At 40.8% G+C, this 20347-nt stretch carries 22 protein-coding genes; 14 read left to right on the plus strand and 8 right to left on the minus strand.

Annotated elements, in window-relative coordinates; translation table 11 throughout:
* Positions 1–88 precede the first annotated feature (88 nt).
* From AB6735_RS19180 to yihA, 6 genes are all read right to left on the minus strand, one after another.
* Positions 89–910: a universal stress protein gene (locus AB6735_RS19180; RefSeq protein WP_370997561.1), complete on the minus strand. Its 822-nt coding sequence runs from the start codon at positions 908–910 to the stop codon at positions 89–91.
* A gap of 103 nt (positions 911–1013) precedes the next feature.
* Entirely contained in the window at positions 1014–1664 is a 651-nt protein-coding gene (locus AB6735_RS19185) for a hypothetical protein (RefSeq protein ID WP_370997562.1), read from the minus strand.
* Positions 1665–1844: 180 nt separating this feature from the next.
* Complete coding sequence (locus tag AB6735_RS19190) at positions 1845–2777, minus strand: NAD-dependent epimerase/dehydratase family protein (protein ID WP_370997564.1); 933 nt, start codon at positions 2775–2777, stop codon at positions 1845–1847.
* Positions 2778–2956: 179 nt separating this feature from the next.
* Entirely contained in the window at positions 2957–3562 is a 606-nt protein-coding gene (locus AB6735_RS19195; RefSeq protein WP_370997566.1) for a Crp/Fnr family transcriptional regulator, read from the minus strand.
* Positions 3550–4404, minus strand: coding sequence for a UbiA-like polyprenyltransferase (locus tag AB6735_RS19200; protein ID WP_370997568.1), 855 nt, complete (start codon positions 4402–4404; stop codon positions 3550–3552). The genes AB6735_RS19195 and AB6735_RS19200 overlap by 13 nt, the downstream gene beginning before the upstream one ends.
* A 97-nt stretch (positions 4405–4501) precedes the next feature.
* Entirely contained in the window at positions 4502–5134 is a 633-nt protein-coding gene (yihA, locus tag AB6735_RS19205; RefSeq protein WP_370997570.1) for a ribosome biogenesis GTP-binding protein YihA/YsxC, read from the minus strand.
* Positions 5135–5339: 205 nt separating this feature from the next.
* On the opposite strand from yihA, the gene AB6735_RS19210 reads away from it, so the two are divergent.
* The gene (locus AB6735_RS19210; RefSeq protein WP_370997571.1) at positions 5340–5831 is read left to right on the plus strand and encodes a VOC family protein; all 492 of its coding nucleotides are present in this window, start codon (positions 5340–5342) and stop codon (positions 5829–5831) included.
* A 123-nt stretch (positions 5832–5954) separates the two neighbouring features.
* Here the strand turns inward: AB6735_RS19210 and AB6735_RS19215 are convergent, their stop codons facing one another.
* On the minus strand, positions 5955–6689 hold the full coding sequence (locus tag AB6735_RS19215) for a DUF1080 domain-containing protein (RefSeq protein WP_370997572.1): 735 nt from the start codon (positions 6687–6689) through the stop codon (positions 5955–5957).
* Positions 6690–6801: 112 nt separating this feature from the next.
* Positions 6802–8172 (minus strand): Gfo/Idh/MocA family protein, encoded by a 1371-nt coding sequence (locus tag AB6735_RS19220; protein WP_370997574.1) that lies wholly within the window; start codon positions 8170–8172, stop codon positions 6802–6804.
* A 316-nt stretch (positions 8173–8488) separates the two neighbouring features.
* Here AB6735_RS19220 and ubiE point away from each other — a divergent pair, with 316 nt between their 5' ends.
* The 13 genes from ubiE (at position 8489) to AB6735_RS19285 (ending at position 20301) form a co-directional block, all read left to right on the plus strand.
* Positions 8489–9220: a bifunctional demethylmenaquinone methyltransferase/2-methoxy-6-polyprenyl-1,4-benzoquinol methylase UbiE gene (ubiE, locus tag AB6735_RS19225; protein ID WP_370997575.1), complete on the plus strand. Its 732-nt coding sequence runs from the start codon at positions 8489–8491 to the stop codon at positions 9218–9220.
* Between the two features lie 2 nt (positions 9221–9222).
* Complete coding sequence (locus tag AB6735_RS19230; RefSeq protein ID WP_370997576.1) at positions 9223–9966, plus strand: outer membrane beta-barrel protein; 744 nt, start codon at positions 9223–9225, stop codon at positions 9964–9966.
* 275 nt (positions 9967–10241) lie between these two features.
* Positions 10242–11000, plus strand: coding sequence for an SDR family oxidoreductase (locus AB6735_RS19235; protein ID WP_370997577.1), 759 nt, complete (start codon positions 10242–10244; stop codon positions 10998–11000).
* 106 nt (positions 11001–11106) lie between these two features.
* A complete protein-coding gene (locus AB6735_RS19240) occupies positions 11107–11556 on the plus strand; it encodes a GatB/YqeY domain-containing protein (protein ID WP_166089923.1) in 450 nt (149 codons plus the stop codon).
* Positions 11557–11780: 224 nt separating this feature from the next.
* Positions 11781–12542, plus strand: coding sequence for an alpha/beta fold hydrolase (locus AB6735_RS19245; protein ID WP_370997578.1), 762 nt, complete (start codon positions 11781–11783; stop codon positions 12540–12542).
* Between the two features lie 4 nt (positions 12543–12546).
* On the plus strand, positions 12547–13209 hold the full coding sequence (locus AB6735_RS19250; protein WP_370997579.1) for a CBS domain-containing protein: 663 nt from the start codon (positions 12547–12549) through the stop codon (positions 13207–13209).
* A gap of 60 nt (positions 13210–13269) precedes the next feature.
* The gene (locus AB6735_RS19255) at positions 13270–13650 is read left to right on the plus strand and encodes a four helix bundle protein (RefSeq protein ID WP_370997580.1); all 381 of its coding nucleotides are present in this window, start codon (positions 13270–13272) and stop codon (positions 13648–13650) included.
* A gap of 36 nt (positions 13651–13686) precedes the next feature.
* Positions 13687–14568: an NAD kinase gene (locus AB6735_RS19260; RefSeq protein ID WP_370997581.1), complete on the plus strand. Its 882-nt coding sequence runs from the start codon at positions 13687–13689 to the stop codon at positions 14566–14568.
* A 9-nt stretch (positions 14569–14577) separates the two neighbouring features.
* Complete coding sequence (locus tag AB6735_RS19265) at positions 14578–15357, plus strand: DUF6089 family protein (RefSeq protein WP_370997582.1); 780 nt, start codon at positions 14578–14580, stop codon at positions 15355–15357.
* 131 nt (positions 15358–15488) lie between these two features.
* Positions 15489–16007 (plus strand): ExbD/TolR family protein, encoded by a 519-nt coding sequence (locus AB6735_RS19270; protein ID WP_370997583.1) that lies wholly within the window; start codon positions 15489–15491, stop codon positions 16005–16007.
* Positions 16008–16398: 391 nt separating this feature from the next.
* Positions 16399–17139 (plus strand): isoprenyl transferase, encoded by a 741-nt coding sequence (locus AB6735_RS19275; protein ID WP_370997724.1) that lies wholly within the window; start codon positions 16399–16401, stop codon positions 17137–17139.
* A 63-nt stretch (positions 17140–17202) separates the two neighbouring features.
* Positions 17203–19755, plus strand: a complete 2553-nt coding sequence (bamA, locus tag AB6735_RS19280; protein WP_370997585.1) for an outer membrane protein assembly factor BamA — start codon at positions 17203–17205, stop codon at positions 19753–19755.
* A 15-nt stretch (positions 19756–19770) separates the two neighbouring features.
* Entirely contained in the window at positions 19771–20301 is a 531-nt protein-coding gene (locus AB6735_RS19285) for an OmpH family outer membrane protein (protein ID WP_370997587.1), read from the plus strand.
* Positions 20302–20347: the final 46 nt, after the last annotated feature.

The raw sequence follows: 20347 nt of genomic DNA on the forward strand, positions 1-20347 counted from the left end.
AAGTCCGTAAGACTGAAACCCTTTAGAGTTTTGTGCTATCCTATCTTTCGGACTTTCGGACTTTCCTGACTTTCGGACTTTTCCAATTTTAAACAGGAATTGAAAACAAAGGAATATTTAAGCCCGAGGCCATGATCCTTGTCTTACTACGGTGTACCATAGAGCCCCAGAAGCCATGCTTTTCGGGAACCATGATTAAAAGATCGGCACCCATTTTTTTGATCTCGTTGGCTATGCCGTCAATAATAGAGTCGGATTTAACGTTTTTATAGTAATAATCAATACCCTCAAGGCCATCATCAATGCGATTTAATGAGGTAGCGTCGCCACCTGCTTCCTGCAATTCTTCTATGGTTTGATTGATCAAAAGCACTTCGATCTCTGCCTGGGTAACCAAAGCAACCTCTTTAATCTGAGCAAGGATTTCTTCAGAAACGCCATTCAATACATCGCAAGCAAAAAGTACTTTTTTTGGAACACTGAATTTTGCTTTCGCAGGAACTGCCAACACAGGAACGTGCAGTTTTTTGATAATGGAAGTGGTTGTGTTTCCTAAAAGTTCTTGCTCCAGTGATTTTTCTTCCATTCCCATCACAATAAACTCCGGCTGATATTCGGCAACTACCTCCTTAATGGCATTATTTATAAAAGAGAACGTAGCTCTGGCTACAGTTTCAATGCCGTATTCGTCGGCCAGTAATAATGCTTTTGACTCGAGGAGCAGCCGATTGGCTTCTATCATTTCTTCCACGTGCGTGGCCGAAAGACGGGCGTTCTCCACGTGTACAGAAATCGTAAAATCATTCAGCAGAATTAATTTATGATGGTTTAAACGGGCAATGCCAGCGGCCCAGCTAACAGCGTTTTCGGCCAGATCGGTATAATTGGTTGCAGCTAATATGGTTTTCATAATAAGGATGAAATTTATAAAGGTTGAAATTAGCTGCAATTATTACATCAATTGTTATCAGAAGGTAAATATTGCGGAATATAGTATAACGGCCCTGAGAATATTAGAAATCAACAAGTTTGCCCTTACTTCTTTGCTGGAAATATTGAATCCAACCTACCAAAACAGATGCACTAACACCAATTGGCAATATCATAAGTGGCATGCGTGTAAAGCAAAAGCCAAGAATCACCAAAACCGTAATAATGCTTAAAACATATAATGTTTGCTTCCTCGCAAATATAGTTTCTAAGTGAACGATGTTGATTTTGTTTTGAACCTTATAGCTTTCTACAGCTGACTGAAAATCAGATAAAAATTCTTTTAGTAAATCAACGTTACAGAAATTGTTATTGGCCCCTATTTTGAATTTTGTACCATCCAAAAATCCGAGGGTAAATACAATCCCATTTTTCCCATCGTAAATATAATAGTACCTCAAATCACTAAAGGAAATATGAATTGTTTGATTCAACTCTATTGTCGTATCGTTCGCAGAGAGGGTAGCTGTTCCTGTTCTTTTAATTCTATACTTGTTTAGGAAAAAAAATGTTACTGCTAATCCTATTACTACTATTACCGCAATACCTGGCGATATACTGTTTTTAAATAGAATTCTAAAAAGGAATATACCTAAAACTATAATTGCAAATGATAATCCAAACAAGAGATAAGCAAGACCCTGTCTGGTGTACTCAAATGTATAATTTTTCATGTATTGTAAAAGTTAAGGACGAACGTAGTAAAGATAATAATTTACAGCGGCCATCCAGAATGGAATAGCATTTACAATAATATCATTAAAGATTTTTCAAAGCCCTACAATACAATCAATATGAGCTTGTTTGCTTCTAGTTAAATACTGTAGGGCTCTTGAGTTGTATATTTATTTAATTTAAACGGAGGCCTTATACAAGGTTTGTGACATCTCCCGGATGCCATCCTCATAACTGGTAGTTTTAAAATTGAAGGCTTTTTCAAATTTGCTTGAATCAAAAATGTAGTCATGATCATATTGGTAATACATTTCGACCGTGCCCATTACAGTTTTGCTGAGGAGGCCATATGCCCACAATAAAAATTTATTAACCGCGAAGAATTTTGGTTTCACTTTGTAAATGCTGGCGGCAAGCTCAATAAATTGCCGCCCGGTTATGGCTGGTGCGGTAGGCATGTGCCATATCTGGTTATCACTTTCGGGGTGTTGACCCAACAGGAACATAGCTTTACCGGCATCAGGGATATAGGTGAAACTGTGCAGGGTTTGGGCCTTGCCTATCCATTGCGCGCTCAGTTTTTTTGAAAATCGCTCCAACACCATCATATCAAAAAAGGCATTCATGGAGTTGGTGCCATAAAAATCGGCTCCGCGGGCAATACTGGCCCTGATGTTACCCGCTTTAACTTCGGCCATTAAGGTGTTGGCAACACCGGCACGAATTTCACCTTTAACACTGCTGGGGTGATAAGGGGTGTCTTCGGTCATGGCGCCATTAACCAGACCATAGCTGTAAACGTTATCAAAAAATATCAAACGTGCATTTGTTGTTTTAGCTACATTGATCACATTTTGAATAATTACCGGCCATTGCTGCCTCCATATCTCTTTGTCGTAAACTAAGCCTGCGCACAGGTAGATGACTGTTGAACCTAAAGAGGCTTGTAATATTTCGTCGTAATTTAACAGGTCGGCTTTTTGCCAGGTTACATTAGGCGCTTCTATTTGTACGGGTTTACGACTTACCAAACGTACAGTATCATTGTTGTTGATTAATTCCTGGGTGAGGGCGTTGGCTAACGGGCCGCCGGCTCCTAATATAGTGTGCATATGTTTTCTTGTTTTGTGTATAACAAAGGTAGTGGCCCTTTGTAAATCAAAACGTTAACTTAAGATAAGAATTTGAGAGGAATTCGGAATTGGGATGTTATTTTGATTTCGGAATTGGGGATTTCGATTTCGGATTTAGAAAGTGGCTTTCGGCTTTAGACTTTTGGCTTTCAGCTTAATCAAGCGCTTATCTTCATGATCCTTCTGCGGATTCGGGAAAGCGAAACTGGGGTTATCCCTAAAAAGTTGGCGATATAATGTTGGGGGATGCGTTGTAAAACCTCGCCGCCGGTTTCCAGCAGTTTATGATAACGTTCTTCGGGGGTTTGGGTAACGAAGGATGCCACGCGGTCTTCATAACAGATCAGGTAATGTTCGGCTACTAAACGGCCAAAACGTTCCATTTTCTTCCCGATCTGCTCATGATCATAAATTTGCTGTATGGCATTATAGCTCAGGGTTACTATCTGTGTATCCTCTAAAGTTTGTATATAGCTGAGGGCGGGTTGGCGGGTTAAAAAACTTTTGTAGGAACTGACGAATTCATTTTCAAAGCTGAAGTAGCCGGTAATTTCCTCGCCATCTTTAATATGAAAAAAACGTACCGATCCTTTTACAACCAGACCAATATGGTTGCACACTTTGCCGGGCTCGGCAAAGTTCTTCTTTTTCTTAAGCATGCTTAGCTCCAGGTAGGGTATTAAAGTCTGCCACTCCGCATCATTTAGCGGAACGAACACACTGATATGCTCCCTGAATTGGTTAAGCGCGGTTAATGAATCCATACCCTGTCTAACAAAAACAATGCGGCAAATACCACGCTGGCAATGCCATTGGTGGTCATAAATGCAAAATTTACCCGGCTCAAATCGTTTGGCTTTACCAGCAGGTGCTGATAAATAAGCATGGCACAAAAGAATGCGATACCTATATAATACAGAAAACCTACATGCGTAAAAAATACCGGCATAATAATAAAAGTGGCCGAAAGCACGTGTAAAAAGGTAGATAACCTTAATGCGTTTACTTTACCCAGATAAGCCGGGATGGAATGCAGTTTGAGATTACGGTCGAAATCTTCATCCTGCAGGGCATAAATAATATCAAAGCCGCTTACCCAGCATAAAACCGAAAGCGAGAAAAATAAAGGTGTTAAAGCGAAAGCCCCTGTCACTACCAGGTAAGCGCCGATAGGGGCCAGGGATAAACCTAAACCCAATACTAAATGACAAAGCGCGGTAAAACGTTTGGTGGCGCTGTAACCCATCACCACAAACAAAGCCACGGGTGATAGATAAAAGCACAAGGGGTTAATGAACCAGGTAGCCGCGATGAATAAGGCGCAGTTAACTAACGTAAAAGTTAAGGCCGCGGAAGCACTGATACGCCCCGCAGGAATATCGCGCTGTTTGGTTCGCGGGTTTTGCGCGTCGATATCTCTGTCAAGGTAGCGGTTAAAGGCCATGGCCGAGTTACGGGCAAATATCATACAGAGTACCATTAAAATCAGTTTACGCCAATCGAACTGATGTTGTGTGGTAGTAACCGCCAAAAAAAAGCCGATAAAGGCAAAGGGCATAGCAAAAATGGTATGTGCAAATGTTACTAATGATAAGTACTTTTTCATGCTTTATTTAATGCTCCCTCCTCTTGAGAGGGGTAAGAGGTGTGTTCTACAATATGTTTTTACTTAATGCTCCCCTCTTGAGAGGGGAGCCAGCTTCTTACTCTCGATCTTGTGGGAGTTGGTAATGCGGTATTACAAAATCCTTATTAATAGTATCTATAAAAGCCAAAATTTCTTCGCGGCCCAAATGGGTTTCTGATGAGGTTACAAAATAATGTGGCGCTTCTTCAAAAGTAGCTAACATGGCTTTTTTAAATTTGGCGATGTTCTGGTCTGTTTTGATGCTTGATTGCTTATCAGCCTTGGTAAATATCAATACAAATGACAAGCCTTTTTCGCCAAGCCAGTTGCAAAACTCCAGGTCGATCTTTTGCGGCTCCAGGCGACTGTCGATCAGCACCATTACGCATTGCAGGCTTTCGCGTTTATCCAAATAGGTATGAATAAACTTGCTCCAGTTAGCTTTATTGGTTTTGGAAGCCCTTGCATAGCCATAGCCCGGCAGATCCACAATATACCAGCCCTCGTTGATATAAAAATGGTTAATAAGCTGGGTTTTACCGGGTGTTTGTGATGTTTTAGCCAGTCCCTTTTTTGCGGTAAGCATATTGATCAGTGATGACTTACCCACGTTTGAGCGCCCGATAAAAGCATACTCGGGCTTTACCGGTGGCGGTAGTTTGGAGATCTGGGTATTGCTGCAAATAAATTCGGCCGATTTAACAATCATGCTGCAAAGGTAGGACTTTTTGTTTTGTTTAAATGTTGTTGTAATGTTGGAAGGTTATAAAGTTGTAACATCTGTGAAGCTGTACTTATAACCTTTGGCAATAATACAAAAGTTTAACAGGTAAGTTAGATGTTTAAACATCTTTTACATCAATTCAACATTACCAACATTAAAACATTGTAACTTTACAACATATAGCAAAAAAATGAACGATTATAAAATCCCTGCCCAAACACGTATAGGCCATGTGCATTTAAAGGTAAGCGACCTGCAGCGTTCGCTTGATTTTTATTGCGGTTTGCTGGGTTTTGAAAAGATGGCTGCCTATGGCGACCAAGCTGCCTTTATCTCTGCCGGCGGGTATCATCACCATATCGGCCTGAATACCTGGCAAAGCAAAGGCGCGCCACCTGCACCCGAATATGCACCAGGCTTATATCATACCGCTATTTTGTACCCGGAGCGGAAAGACCTGGCCGTAGCCCTGCAGCGGTTGATCGACGCTAAATACCAGATCACCGGCGCATCAGACCATGGCGTATCAGAAGCTATTTATTTAGATGATCCCGATAAAAATGGTGTTGAACTGTATTGGGACAGACCAAAAGAACAATGGCCCATGGATGAGAACGGTAATTTGGGCATGTATACCCGCAGGTTGGATATTGAAGGGTTACTGAACACGATTAAAGGATGATTAGAGATTTACAGGATTTTAGCCGTGTCAGAATTTATTGATATAAAAAAAGAGACTGGTCCAAATAGGAACAGTCTCTTCATAATTGGGATCGTGTAAATCCTGTTTAATCCTTTAATCGTGTTATAGCTCCCTTATCTTAATATCCTTAAAATAAGCTTTGTGGCCATGGTCCTGCAAAGCTATCAGGCCGGTTTTGGAGTTGCCATAATCAGGATGGTCTTTCCATTTACCTTCGCCTTTTTTCTTTTGCCAGTCGGCATCCCAGGCGGTGAATTCTAAGATCTTAGCGCCGTTGAGCCAATGTTCTACATGGCCCTTGTTAAAAACAATTTTGCTGGTGTTCCATTCGCCTACGGGCATGATCTTCTTTTTATCGTTGGGCAGGTGCATGGCATAATCGCAGCCGGTTTTTTGCCAGTCTTCCAGTTTTTCGGGCCAGCCGTTATCGTCAATGATCTGGTATTCGGGGCCGGTTTCATAGGTGGCAGGGTATTTTGGATCTTCTACCACATGGTATAATACACCGCTGTTACTTCCTTTATCAATTTTCCATTGCCAGGAGAGTTCAAAATTGGCGTAGCTTTTATCGGTAACAATATCACCGCCTGTATCACCCTGGGCAGCACCCAGGCAAACCAGCGAACCATCTACGATTGTCCAGTTTTTTACAGGGCCTGTTTTGTTAAAGCCATGCCAGCCTTTGAGGCTTTTGCCGTCGAACAAACTTACCCAGCCACCTTTGGAGGCAACCTTTTTTACGGGTGCAGGGCCATTTACCGGGATACCCGAAGTTTGCACACAAACCAGGCCAGCCGCGGCCAGTATCAATCCAAGTTTTTTTAGTTGTTGTTTCATGTTTTTTAAGTGTTGTTCATAGTTGATGGTTCATGGATCATAGTTGAAAGTTCATAGAACATAGTTGATTTGAATTTTTACCATGAACCATGACCTATGAACCATTAACTAATTACTTTTTAATCAATTGCATTTTTTCGGGATCCCAGAACATAGGGCTGTTGTTGTAATAACTATCGTTGCACAACAGGGCTGGAGCCGCCGCGCGGTAGCCAAAAATGGCATCCTCGGTTACTTTGCCGTTATTACGGATGGCGTTAAAAAAGTTATTCATATGATCATACGGGCCACCCTTGTACCCCTTTTCGGCATCATAAACTATTTCTTCGGGTGGTACCATCTTTTTACGTTCGGCGTAACCGCTGCCGGCTTTTTTAAGCTTATCCAGGTAAAAGGGATCATCGGAACCAAAGGTCTTGTTCCTTTTTAGGGTTACTTTATCCCAGGTAATATCCATGGAACCTTCGCTGCCTACCAGTTTCAGGTAAGTGGTGCCGCTGGTACCATCTACAAAGTTGCAACGTAAGGATAGGTTAAAGGCTGGATGGGCTGCCGATTTACCATAGTCAAAAGTACCTAACAATACGTCGGGAACTTCGCGGCCGTCGTTCCAGAAACGGAGCCCGCCTGCTGCATAGATCTTATTAGGGCCAACAGAATCGGTTATGAAATGAAGACTGGAGAACAGGTGTACAAACAGATCACCGGCCATACCTGTGCCGTAATCGGTATAATTGCGCCAGCGGAAAAAGCGCTTGGAATCATAATCGCGTTTCTTGGTATTGCTGATGTAAGTTTCCCAATCAACCGTTTGCGCCGAAGCATCATCAGGGATTGGGTATTGCCAAACTTCCAGCGGCTCACGGCGGGCCCAGAAACCTTCGGCGTAGTTTAGCTCGCCAATGGCCCCACTTTTTAATAGTTCGTGTGCTTTCTCGTTACCTAATGATGATACGCCCTGGCTGCCCACCTGGAAAATTTTACCGGTTTCCTTTTGAGCCTTGATCACGGCCGGACCTTCGCTTATGCCATGTACCATAGGTTTTTCGCAATACACGTGTTTGCCAGCGTGCATGGCATCAACAGATATTTGCTGGTGCCAATGATCGGGCGTACCAATAATTACCGCGTCAATATCCTTGCGGTTCAGTATCTCTTTATAAACTTTTGTGGTGAAAATATCGGCGCCCCAGCGGGTTTTGGCATCTTTGAGCCGGCCGTCATATAGGTCGCAAACGGCCACCAGCTTTACCCCCGGAATTTGCAGGGCCACAATGGCATCTTGTGTACCCATACCGCCGGCGCCAATCAACGCGATGTTGATCTGGTCGTTTAAACTGTGCCCTAATGGCCTTTTCAGTATGGAAAAAGGTTTTAGCGGATGGTCAGCAGCAAACACGCTGGTACCCGCGGCAACGGCAGCTGTGGTAGTGGCTAACTTTTTAATAAAGCTGCGGCGCGACGATTCTTGTTTTTCTTTCATAGATCAGGAAATGAATTTTATAACAATAATTAATTTAAAGAGCACTAATGAACCCCGGTTATCTTTTAAGGAGAATAAACCTGTTCACTTATTTTGGTAATAATTGGTTTTTAAAATTAATGAATTGAGTTGATAGTTCATAGTTTGTGGTTCATGGATCATAGTTAATAGTTCATAGACCGTAGTTGATGGTTCATTGATCATAGAAAAGAAGAAGAAAAATGTAATCATCAACCAATTAGCAGCTACCATGAACTATGATCTATGAACCATCAACTATCAATATACAATCATTATCTTTGCCCTCATTATACAAATGAGCAAAACTATAACTCCCTACCATGATCAGCAGGCCACCAAAAAAGAACAGGTGGCCGATATGTTCAACAATATATCCAAAACTTATGATTTCCTTAATCATTTCATGTCATTGGGGATCGATATCATCTGGCGTAAAAAGGCTATCAACGAATTAAAAAAGGATAAACCCAAACTGATACTGGATGTAGCCACCGGTACCGGTGATTTCGCTTTTGAGGCTTTAAAAGCGCTTAATCCCGAAAAAATAATTGGTGTTGATATTTCGCGCGGAATGCTGGATATTGCCGAGCAGAAGATACAGAAACGTAACCTTAGCGACAAGTTTGAAGTAAAACTGGGTGATTCGGAGAAGCTGCCTTTTGAGGCCGATGAGTTTGACGCGGTTACGGTAGCTTATGGTGTGCGTAATTTTGAGAACCTTGAAAAAGGCCTGGCCGATATACAAAGGGTGTTAAGACCTGGAGGTAAAGCAGTGGTGCTGGAGTTTTCAAAACCCCGCGTGTTCCCGGTAAAACAGTTGTATAATTTTTATTTCAACTATATTACGCCTGGAATTGGTAAACTGTTCAGTAAGGATGCAAGGGCTTATTCCTACCTTCCGGAATCGGTAGCGGCTTTTCCGGATGGAAAAAGTTTTGTTGGTTTAATGGATAAAGTTGGTTTTAAAAATACTAAACACCGGCCATTGTTGTTTGGTATATGTTCTATATATACAGGCATTAAATAAAAATGAGTTTAAAACGGTACCTGATTGTATTTATACTGATGCTTGGCAGCAATTTATTGTTTGCGCAGGATAGGGTACCTGCATGGGGTGGTGGGGCCGATCTGCAGGATTTTAGCTTTGGTTTTAGTTTTACTTACGTAAGCAGCGATTTTAAGATCGTTAAAAAGCCAAACTGGCGTACTCCGTTTACCAATCCTGATAATGGCCAATATTTAACCAGTCCTTTAAACAGTATCAGCTCCAAAAGTACGCCCGGTTTTGCGGTTGGCTTTGTTACCCGTTATAGTTTAACCGACCACTTGGAAGTGCGTTTTACACCATCACTGGTTTTTGCCGACCGGGATCTGACTTATACCTATCAGGATCCCACTCAAAACCCGGATGTCACTAAGAAGGTTCAAACAACCACGGTTGATGCGCCTTTGTCGTTTAAGCTAAAATCAGACAGGTTAGGTAATTTCAGAGCCTATATGCTGGGAGGGGTTAAATACTCCCACTCCATCGCAGCCAAAAAGAATGACGCTAACTTTGACCTGATGGATAAGCTGGTTAAAAATGTGAGTGGTTATGGTTCATACGAAGCTGGTTTAGGTTGCGATATCTATTTTGAGTTTTTTAAACTTTCGCCAGAGATCAAGATATCCAATTCCTTTGGTAATGTGCTGCTCCCCGAAAATCAGCCATTCTCGGCACCTATCAGTAAATTATCGCTGCATACCATTATGTTCAGCCTGTTTTTTGAATAGTGAGCCCACACACGCTTTATATAAAAATCATGTCATTGCGAGTGAAGCGTGGACAACCGACCATAGGGAGCTCATTAATACCTAAAAAACAATTAACAACATTAATAATCTCCTCGGATTCTTATCGAGAAGAATAGCTACGAGATTGCTTCGTCGTCCCTCCTCGCAATGACATAAAGGAAAGTTAGCGATTTTCCAACCCAACTTCATTACCCCTGCCCGACAATAGTTTAAAGTAAAAAACATAATTTCGCCGCAATAGTTATTTACGTACCATGACTAAAATTGCTTTAATTACAGGAGCTACCGCCGGTATTGGCGAGGCTTGCGCACATGTATTTGCCCGCGAAGGCTATAATTTGATATTGACTGGCCGCCGGCTTGACCGCCTGGAAAAGGTTGCCCATCATTTAAATGATAAATATAATGTGGAGGTTGCGGTATCGTCATTTGATGTGCGCAACCGGGAACAAGTGGTTGAAAACCTGGAAGGCTTACCTGCCGAATGGAAAAAAGTGAATGTATTGATCAACAACGCCGGATTGAGCCAGGGACTTGATCCCATACAAAATGGCAGTTATGATGATTGGGACACCATGATTGATACCAATGTGAAAGGTTTGCTTTATGTAAGCCGTGTAGTATCCAACTGGATGATTAGTAACGGCTATGGCCATATCATTAACCTGGGTTCTATAGCTGGTAAAGAAGTGTATGCCAATGGTAATGTATATTGTGCAACCAAACACGCGGTTGATGCTTTAAATAAAGGGATGCGTATTGACCTGTTGCCGTATGGTATAAAAGTTACAGCGGTACATCCGGGAGCGGTAGAAACCGAGTTTTCAGAAGTCCGTTTCAAAGGAGATAAAGACAGGGCTAAAAAAGTATACGAAGGTTTCGAACCGCTTGCCGCTGATGATATTGCCGAAACTATATGGTTTGTAGCATCGCGCCCTGCACATGTGAATATTAACGATATGGTGATTATGCCAACCGCGCAGGCCACGGCGGGCAATATATTCAGAAAATAAGAGGTTAAATGTGTAGATGTGCAAATTTCAGATGTGCAGATGATGAAATAATAATACTATTTTCACAAATCACTAATTCAAAACGCAATAATTCACTAATTAAAAAATGTCATTAATAAATCAAATAGACCAGGATATTAAGCTGGCTATGCTGGCCAAGCAGGCCGATCGTTTAAGGGGGCTTCGCGCAATAAAATCGGCTTTGCTGTTAGCTAAAACCGAAAAAGGGGCGGCTGAAGAACTTACTGCCGAAGCAGAGATCAAAGTACTTCAAAGGCTGATCAAACAACGTAAAGAATCGGCGGATATCTACAAAACTCAAAACCGCGAAGATCTTTACGAGATTGAGATGGAAGAAATGAAGGTGATTGAACCTTATTTGCCGCAACAGATGACCCGTTTTGAAATTGAAGGCTATCTGCAGGAACTGATCAGCCGGCTGGGTGCAACATCAACCAGCGATATGGGCAAAGTAATGGGAGCTGCCAATAAAGAACTTGCCGGTAAAGCCGATGGCAAAACCATATCAGAAGTAGTAAGGCAGTTGTTAGGTTAGTTTTAAGTTCTGAGTGTTGAGTTTTAAGTCGCTAACATGCTTTTAAGCTCAGAACTTCAGACGCAGAACTCAAGACTCAAAACTTGTGACTCAAGACTTAGAAATTTATTGCTATAATTGTTGTAACTCATCCGTAATAAACTAATTTTATGCCGGAATAATAGAATTTATACTGAATTTGATTTCGGTATAGAAAATTTAAAAAATTAATATCAGAACATTATATGGATTTCGTGCTTAAAGAGGAACACGGGTTTAGTTATATAGATGAGGGCGAAGGTGAGGTATTGTTGTTGTTACATGGTTTAATGGGGGCGCTGAGCAATTGGGAAGATGTTGTTAAAGAGTTCAAGTCAGAATATCGTGTTATTATACCTATACTGCCAATTTATGATATGCCTCTTATAACCACGGGTGTAAAGAGTCTTTCAAAATTTGTACATAAATTTATAAAGTTTAAACAGTTAAGCAACATAACGGTACTTGGTAATTCGCTGGGCGGGCACGTGGCTTTGATTTATGTTTTAGCTCACCCTGAAAATATTAAGGCCATGGTATTAACCGGTAGTTCTGGTTTATACGAAAACGCGTTTGGGGGCTCGTTCCCAAGGCGCGAGAGCATTGATTTTGTAAGGGAAAAAGTGCAATATACTTTTTATGACCCTGTTGTGGCAACCGATGAGCTGGTTAATGACGTATATAAGTTAATTAACGACAGGCACAGTGTGGTAAGGTTGCTGGCTATGGCAAAATCGGCTATCCGTCATAACATGAAAAAGGATCTGCATAAAATGGATCTTCCGGTATGTTTGATATGGGGTAAGGATGATAAAATAACGCCGCCCGAAGTGGCTTTAGAGTTTAATGAGTTTTTGCCTAATGCCGAATTACATTGGATAGATAAATGCGGACACGCGCCAATGATGGAGCGCCCGCAGGAGTTTAACAGGTTGTTAACTGGATTTTTGGAAAAACTAAAAGTTTAATATCATGATAGCAATTGAACTGATGGCAGACACGATTCCGCCGGTACACACTTCTGATACGATACAGAAAGTACTTGACCGCATGGTAGAGTTCCGCATCAGGCATTTGCCTATTGTGAATGAAGAGCAGTTTTTGGGCCTGGTAGCCGAGGATGACCTGGTAGGGGAAAGCGATTACCAAACTGCTGTTGGGGCACTGGCCTTATCGCAGGTAAACCCGTATGTGCTCGAAGATCAGCATATATACGATGTAATACGCATGTTTTATGAGCGCCAGCTTACTGTTATACCGGTGCTTGATGCTAAGCGTAACTATCTTGGGTTGATATCCATTAATGCTATTACCGAATATTTTGCAAAGATCACAGCGGTGGCTGAGCCAGGCGGTATCATCGTATTGGAGATTGGTAATAAAAATAACTCGCTGGCTCACATGGCACAAATTGTGGAGTCGGACAATGCCCAGATACTCAGTTCATACGTGCAAACTTTCCCCGATTCCACCAAGATGGAAGTGACCCTGAAAGTAAACAAACAGGATATTTCGGCTATAATAGCCACCTTTTTGCGTTACGAGTACGATGTAAAAGCTACTTTTAACAATACCGATAACAACGATAACGCGAAAGACCGGTACGACTCACTCATGAATTACCTTAATTTGTAATTAGTTCATTTGTTCAATGGTTTATTTGTTCATTGGTAAATAGTTCAATAATAAATATCCATGAGTTATTATAACCTTGAGGAGTTAGAAGTATATCAGTTAGCTGAAAGTTTTAGCGATGAGATTTGGATATTAGTAGGTGAATGGGATTATTTTGCAAAAGATACTATAGGGAAACAAATCGTACGCGCAGCTGATTCAATAAGTGCTAATATTGCTGAAGGTTATGGCCGGTATCATTACAAGGAAAATAGAAACTTTTGTTTTTTTAGCCGGGGATCAATTTTAGAAACAAAAGGATGGTTAAAAAAATCTTTAAACAGAAAACTTATAAATGATGATCAGTTCAATGTGTTATTTGAAAAACTTCAAATAATCCATATCAAATTAAACGCATATTTAAAATTTATTGGTAAGGCCTCAACCATAAAAGACCAATGAACTAATGAACCAATCAGCAAATGAACCAACCAACAAATGAAGATAGCAGTTTACGGCAGACCGTTTAATGATCCGTCTGTAATACCATATATTCAGCAGGTATTTGATAACCTGGCACAGCATAATGTCGACATATATGTCCATCACCAGTTGCATGAATATCTGCAGGATAAAATAAGCAGTGTAAAATATAATGTGCTCGAAAATACCAATTCCATAAAAGGGTTTATTGATCTTTTTTTAACCCTTGGCGGAGATGGTACCCTGCTGGATATGGTAACGGTTATCCGCGATTCTGGTATTCCGGTGATCGGCATCAATTTTGGCAGGCTCGGTTTTCTGGCCAGTATCAATAAAAATGATATCACCGCGGCTATACACGCGGTGGTAAACAAAGAATTTTCTCTGGATTGCCGCGAGTTGCTGACCATTGATTCAACTATGAAAATTTTTGGCGACGATAATTTCGCGCTCAACGATGTAACTATCCATAAGCGCGATGATGCCGCTATGATCATTACCCACGTGTTTTTGAATGACGAATTTTTAAACTCCTATTGGGGCGATGGTATTATTATATCAACATCAACCGGGTCAACCGCTTATTCATTAAGTTGCGGCGGACCTATTATCTTCCCGCAATCAAACAGTATTGTATTAACTCCGGTATCGCCCCATAACCTGAATGTAAGGCCTATCATTATACCCGATAGCAGTAAATTGTGTTTTGAGGTGGAGAGCCGCAGTACAAATTACCTGGTATCATGCGATTCGCGCGTGGCTGCATTGGATCAAACTGTTAAATTCCACGTTCAAAAAGCTGATTTTCAGCTGAATTTGGTACGTTTAAATAATGAAAGTTACTTAACCACGTTAAGAAACAAATTATTATGGGGCTTAGACGCCCGTAATTACTAAATTTGCTTAATGCCCAAATTTTTAACACTTCTATTTTTTTTATTGATATCCTATCAATTGCAGGCTCAAACCTGGGAAGTTGGCGGTACTCTCGGCGGTGCAGGGTATATCGGCGATCTTAACCCAAACAACCCGGTTAAAATAAGCGGTATCTCAGGCGGCTTATTTGTAGCACGCAATTTCGATGGCTATTTTTCGGCAAAACTGAATTTTACCTACGGTAAGATCAGTGCCGATGACAGCAAATCAAGCAGTCAGCAGTTCCGTGACCGTAATTTGAGTTTCAATGATCCTTTAAAAGAGCTTAGTCTTGTTGGCGAGTTTAATTTTATGAATTACATCCCCGATGCTGGTCCGCATAAATACACACCATATATATACACGGGTGTTGGTATAACCTCTTATGCCCCACGTGCTAATTATAACGGACAATCATACGGGTTAAGACAATTAAGAACAGAAAATGAACCCACATACGGTAAAAACACTATTGTAATTCCGTATGGTGTGGGTATAAAATATAATTTTAATACTAAATGGACGGTTGCCGGCGATTTGGGTTACCGCTACACTTTTACCGATTATCTGGATGACGTAAGCGGTAAGTACGCCAATCCGGGCCAATTGCCAAATGATTACTCCAGGGCCCTGGCCGATCGTTCGGGTGAAGTAGGCAAGCCTCAAAACGCGATAGGCGTCCAGCGTGGAGATTTTAAACCCCGTGATACTTATTTCTTTTTAGGCTTTACCATCTCCTATACCTTTGTTACGCAGCGCTGCTACTATTAACTTCTATGGTTTATTACATATAAAACAAAATTAAATTTTGTTTTATATGTAATATTAGAATTAAATTTTACGTTTAATCTATAACTACTAATTATAGTTGGTATTTATGTTTAACCTTAAACTTTAAGATCATGGCCGAGTTAAATCCTTCAACACCAAAAGCAGGCGGGGCACACAAACGAAAAAAAATGAACCTTCGGGTAGACCTTACCGCTATGGTTGATCTGGCGTTTCTGCTGATCACCTTTTTTATCATGACCACCACCCTGGCAAAGCCCAAAGCGATGGATTTAGCCATGCCCGTGGGCTCAGGTGATCCAGTGCCGGCAAGCCGCAGCCTTACCGTATGCCTGGGAAAAAACAATCAGTTGATGTACTACCTTGGCGAATTGAAAAGTCCGCTCATTGCGCCAACTGTTACGGGCTTTAATCAAAGGGGTATCCGTAAAGTACTGCTCGAAACCGGTAAATCAGTATATGACAAAACAGGTAAAGGTATGATCGTACTGGTAAAACCATCCGATCATGCAGTATATAATAACCTGGTTAATGTTTTAGATGAGCTTACTATAACCAATGTGTTTACCTATGCTATTGTGGATATTGATCCGCACGACACCGACATGCTCAAACAAAAAGGAATTTATTAGCACCATCCGTTTTACGACCTAAAATAAGCAGATTTAAAGGCCGGGCATCATGATCATCCGACGATTTTTGATGCCCGGCTTTTAAATTTGAGGTTTAAATAAGTGTAATAAATCCCCACTTAACCTGTTATTTGTGTGCTTTTTGTATCATTTTAGTACATTATTGATAATAACATTTTCTTTTCCTGCTGCATACTAAAAAAATACAAAGTAAGTTTTACCTTTGTACCCTGAAAAAACCGGCAATTTGAATTTTTACAATTGTGTGGTCAGGTGCTATTTTTGAGTATTTGCGTTAAACAACTATTTAGTTAGTCACAGTATTGATAAAATTGAAACATCAGTATGTCTTTTGCAGACATTCACAGAGTAGCTTTTGATAATGAACAGTATGGGATATTTGGATCAGATTGATTTGTTAAGGCTACCAAAGCATGTTGCCATTATTATGGATGGTAATGGTCGTTGGGCAAAAGAAAAAGGCAAATTAAGAGTATTTGGCCATCATAATGGTGTAACATCTGTTAGGGATGTTGTTGAAGGCGCTGATAAATTAGGTATAAAATACATTACGCTCTATACATTTTCATCCGAAAACTGGAACCGGCCCAAGCTGGAGGTTATGGCCATTATGGAATTAATGGTAAGTACTATTCATAAAGAAATAGCCGGGTTCATGAAAAATAACATTAAACTAAATGCCATAGGCGATCTGGATATGTTACCCGAAAAATGCATTAGGGAACTTAACAGTGCAATGGAAAAAACGGCGGGAAATACAGGCGTAGTGCTTACGCTGGCACTAAGCTATAGTTCGCGCCGCGAAATTGTACGTGCAGCCAAAAATATAGCCGTAAAGGTGCAAAACGGCGAATTGGAGATTGCTGATATCAATGAAGATGTTTTTGAGGATAACCTCTTTACTGGTGACATGCCCGACCCTGAATTATTGATCAGGACAAGCGGCGAATACCGCATAAGTAATTATTTATTATGGCAAATTGCCTACGCTGAGCTGTATTTTACACCTAAGTTTTGGCCCGACTTTAGAAAGGAAGATTTGTATGAAGCTATACTTGATTACCAGAAACGGGAGCGTCGTTTTGGGAAGACAAGTGAGCAAGTTAACTAAATTTTTTCTTTTAACACTTTTTAACAACTGTATAAATTAATTTTAGCCCACTAAAATATTCGAATGTATAAATTTCTTTTTGCTATTCTTTTCTCTGTTTTTGTTACCTCCGCGTTTGCCCAGGTTTCCAATCCTCAGAGAGCACCATTGACAAAATCGATACCGGCTGATAGTTTAAGTTATCTTAATCCCCGGGATTATATTATTGGAGGTATTTCTGTGAGTGGGGCAAAATATCTGGATAAGGATATTTTGATACAGCTTTCAAAATTAACCAAAGGCGATCGTATCAACCTGCCGGGCGAACGTAATGCCGAGGTTATAAAAACACTATACTCTCAGGGCTTATTTGATGATGTACAGTTAAACATTACTAAAATTAACCAGGATACCATTTACCTGGAGATAGCTGTTTCTGAGCGTCCGCGTTTATCGCGCCTGCATATTACAGGTATACGTAAAGGTGAAATTGAAGATGTACAGAAAAAGCTGAATGATCGTACCGGGAAAATCGTTAACGAAAATTTAATAAATACAACAACCGCCATCATCAAAAAACATTTTGGCGAAAAAGGTTTCCTGAACACAACTGTAAAACTTACCCAGCGTAAGGATCCGGGAGATGCCAATAGTGTGATATTGGATGTGGCTATTGATAAGAAAACCAAAGTGAAAATAAATCAGGTTGTTTTTGAAGGCAACAAGGCATTTTCATCAAAAAAGCTGAAGGGTTTTCTGAAAAAAACACGGGAGCGCAAATGGTATAATCTGTTTGGTTCTAAAAAATTCAAGCAGGATAAATACGAAGAAGACAAGCAAAGCCTGGTGGAATCAATGCAGGGTAAAGGTTACCGTGACGCCGAGATCGTGAGCGATTCTGTATGGAGTAATGATGCAACTACGGTTAACGTAAAAATTAAAGTTTACGAAGGCCCTAAATATTACTTTGGTAATGTGAAATGGTCTGGTAATGCCAAATACTCTACTGAGTTATTGAACAGGATTTTGCACGTTAAAAAAGGTGATGTATTTAGCGAAGATGAGCTGAACAAAAGATTGGTAGGCCCAACCCCAAGCAACGATGATGTTTCGTCATTGTATCTTAATGATGGCTACTTAACCTACACTGCCGATCCGGTGCAGGTTAAAGTTTATAATGATACGGTTGATCTGGACATTCGGGTTTATGAAGGCCCGCAATACACCATTAACCGTGTAAGCTTAAAAGGTAACGATGTAACCAATGATAAAGTGGTTATGCGCGAGATACAAACCAAGCCAGGTCAAAAATTCAACAAAGAGTTATTGATCCGCAGCTCACGCGAAATTGGTCAGCTGGGTAACTTTGATGAGCAAAAAACAGAACCGAAACCGGTTAACATCAATCCGCAGGATGGTACGGTTGATTTGGTTTACAATGTAGTTGAAAAACCTTCAGATCAGATCGAGTTATCGGGCGGTTTCGGTGGCGGCCAACTGGTGGGCACGCTGGGCTTAACATTCAATAACTTCTCGTTAAGAAACATCTTCAACCTCAAAGCATACAAACCGCTGCCAAAAGGCGATGGTCAGAAACTGAGCTTACGTGGGCAGTCAAGCGGTCGTACCTATCAAAACTTCTCGTTCACCTTCTCTGAGCCTTGGTTAGGTGGTAAAAAGCCTATTTATTTTGCCTTATCGGCTTATACACAAGGTAGCTCAACCGGGCAGTATTTTGCTAAAACAGATCCAAGGTATAACAACCTGCGTATTAACGGTATTGGTGTAACATTGGGGAAACGTTTAAAATGGCCCGATAACTACTTCCAGTTAAACTACTCGTTAAATGTTGACCATTACAACCTGGATAACTATACCGGCTATTTATTTACCAATGGTACCTCATACAACATTAAGTTAACCCAGGAATTAAGCCGTAACTCTATTGATGTGCCTATTTTCCCAACGCAGGGTTCAAATATGAAGCTTACCATACAGGCAACACCGCCATACTCATTGTTTAATAATATCAACTACAAAATAGCAACTCCAGAAGAGCGCTACCATTTTGTGGAATATTATAAATTTAAGTATGATGCACAGTGGTTCTCTAAACTGGTTGGTAAATTCGTACTGATGTCGCAGGTAAGATTTGGCTTCCTGGGCATGTATAATAAAGATGTAGGCCCTTCGCCGTTTGAGCGCTTTAAATTAGGTGGTGATGGTATGCAAAGCTACCAGTTTTTACAGGGTAGCGAGATCATCGGCTTAAGAGGTTATCAAAACTTCTCGATAGTTCCCGAGGGATCAACCGAAAATGATCAAACAAACACTGGTAGCACCATCTATAATAAATACACTATGGAGCTGCGTCACCCGGTAATTGCCAGCCAATCAGCTACCATATTCTTACTGGCTTTTGCCGAAGGTGGTAACGTTTGGAATAGCTTTAGTCAGTTCAATCCGTTTAACGTAAGGCGTTCAGTGGGTGTTGGAGCAAGGATATTTTTACCTATATTTGGCTTGCTTGGATTAGATTATGGCTACGGATTTGATAAAATACCAGGGCAGCCTGATGCAAACAGGGGCCAATTCCATTTTACAATTTCTCAAAGTTTATCCGGCGGATTTAATTAATTTGCACAGCGATATATGAAGAAGATAATTTTAATAGCGTTTTTAACGTTAACAGCAATTACGGGAGCTTATGCGCAACGTTTTGCTTACGTTGATTCGGAGTATATATTAAAACATATGCCCGAATACGCCTCATCACAAAAACAGCTGGCAGCATTATCTGATCAATGGCAAAAAGAAGTTGACAGCCGTTTTCAGGAAATTGACCGTCTGTACAAAGCCTACCAGGCCGATCAGGTTTTAATGACGGCCGATATGAAAAAGCGCCGTGAGGCCGAAATTGTTGATAAAGAAAAAGCCGCTAAGGATTTTCAACGTCAAAAATTCGGACCCGATGGGGAACTTTCACAAAAGAGTAACGCTTTGATTAAACCAATCCAGGATCGGGTGTCTAAAGCTGTACAAGCAATTGCCGAAGGCGACAACCTGGATATGATATTTGATAAAAACAGCGAAGTAATTATGCTGTATGCTAACCCACGCTACAATAGGAGCGATGATGTAATAACCAAATTGGGGCTTAAACCCGGAGTATTTGCTAAATAAATTTTTGATTAAATAAACAGACTATTATTAAACACAGGACAAGAAA

It is taken from the genome of Mucilaginibacter sp. RCC_168 (assembly GCF_041355315.1).
Lineage (GTDB): Bacteria > Bacteroidota > Bacteroidia > Sphingobacteriales > Sphingobacteriaceae > Mucilaginibacter.

What these genes read in the sequence shown, in the direction of transcription:
- AB6735_RS19180 (WP_370997561.1), bottom strand. Translation starts at nt 910, where the DNA reads ATGAAAACCATATTAGCTGCAACCAATTATACCGATCTGGCCGAAAAC.
- AB6735_RS19185 (WP_370997562.1), bottom strand. Translation starts at nt 1,664, where the DNA reads ATGAAAAATTATACATTTGAGTACACCAGACAGGGTCTTGCTTATCTC.
- AB6735_RS19190 (WP_370997564.1), bottom strand. Translation starts at nt 2,777, where the DNA reads ATGCACACTATATTAGGAGCCGGCGGCCCGTTAGCCAACGCCCTCACC.
- AB6735_RS19195 (WP_370997566.1), bottom strand. Translation starts at nt 3,562, where the DNA reads ATGGATTCATTAACCGCGCTTAACCAATTCAGGGAGCATATCAGTGTG.
- AB6735_RS19200 (WP_370997568.1), bottom strand. Translation starts at nt 4,404, where the DNA reads ATGAAAAAGTACTTATCATTAGTAACATTTGCACATACCATTTTTGCT.
- yihA (WP_370997570.1), bottom strand. Translation starts at nt 5,134, where the DNA reads ATGATTGTTAAATCGGCCGAATTTATTTGCAGCAATACCCAGATCTCC.
- AB6735_RS19210 (WP_370997571.1), top strand. Translation starts at nt 5,340, where the DNA reads ATGAACGATTATAAAATCCCTGCCCAAACACGTATAGGCCATGTGCAT.
- AB6735_RS19215 (WP_370997572.1), bottom strand. Translation starts at nt 6,689, where the DNA reads ATGAAACAACAACTAAAAAAACTTGGATTGATACTGGCCGCGGCTGGC.
- AB6735_RS19220 (WP_370997574.1), bottom strand. Translation starts at nt 8,172, where the DNA reads ATGAAAGAAAAACAAGAATCGTCGCGCCGCAGCTTTATTAAAAAGTTA.
- ubiE (WP_370997575.1), top strand. Translation starts at nt 8,489, where the DNA reads ATGAGCAAAACTATAACTCCCTACCATGATCAGCAGGCCACCAAAAAA.
- AB6735_RS19230 (WP_370997576.1), top strand. Translation starts at nt 9,223, where the DNA reads ATGAGTTTAAAACGGTACCTGATTGTATTTATACTGATGCTTGGCAGC.
- AB6735_RS19235 (WP_370997577.1), top strand. Translation starts at nt 10,242, where the DNA reads ATGACTAAAATTGCTTTAATTACAGGAGCTACCGCCGGTATTGGCGAG.
- AB6735_RS19240 (WP_166089923.1), top strand. Translation starts at nt 11,107, where the DNA reads ATGTCATTAATAAATCAAATAGACCAGGATATTAAGCTGGCTATGCTG.
- AB6735_RS19245 (WP_370997578.1), top strand. Translation starts at nt 11,781, where the DNA reads ATGGATTTCGTGCTTAAAGAGGAACACGGGTTTAGTTATATAGATGAG.
- AB6735_RS19250 (WP_370997579.1), top strand. Translation starts at nt 12,547, where the DNA reads ATGATAGCAATTGAACTGATGGCAGACACGATTCCGCCGGTACACACT.
- AB6735_RS19255 (WP_370997580.1), top strand. Translation starts at nt 13,270, where the DNA reads ATGAGTTATTATAACCTTGAGGAGTTAGAAGTATATCAGTTAGCTGAA.
- AB6735_RS19260 (WP_370997581.1), top strand. Translation starts at nt 13,687, where the DNA reads ATGAAGATAGCAGTTTACGGCAGACCGTTTAATGATCCGTCTGTAATA.
- AB6735_RS19265 (WP_370997582.1), top strand. Translation starts at nt 14,578, where the DNA reads ATGCCCAAATTTTTAACACTTCTATTTTTTTTATTGATATCCTATCAA.
- AB6735_RS19270 (WP_370997583.1), top strand. Translation starts at nt 15,489, where the DNA reads ATGGCCGAGTTAAATCCTTCAACACCAAAAGCAGGCGGGGCACACAAA.
- AB6735_RS19275 (WP_370997724.1), top strand. Translation starts at nt 16,399, where the DNA reads ATGGGATATTTGGATCAGATTGATTTGTTAAGGCTACCAAAGCATGTT.
- bamA (WP_370997585.1), top strand. Translation starts at nt 17,203, where the DNA reads ATGTATAAATTTCTTTTTGCTATTCTTTTCTCTGTTTTTGTTACCTCC.
- AB6735_RS19285 (WP_370997587.1), top strand. Translation starts at nt 19,771, where the DNA reads ATGAAGAAGATAATTTTAATAGCGTTTTTAACGTTAACAGCAATTACG.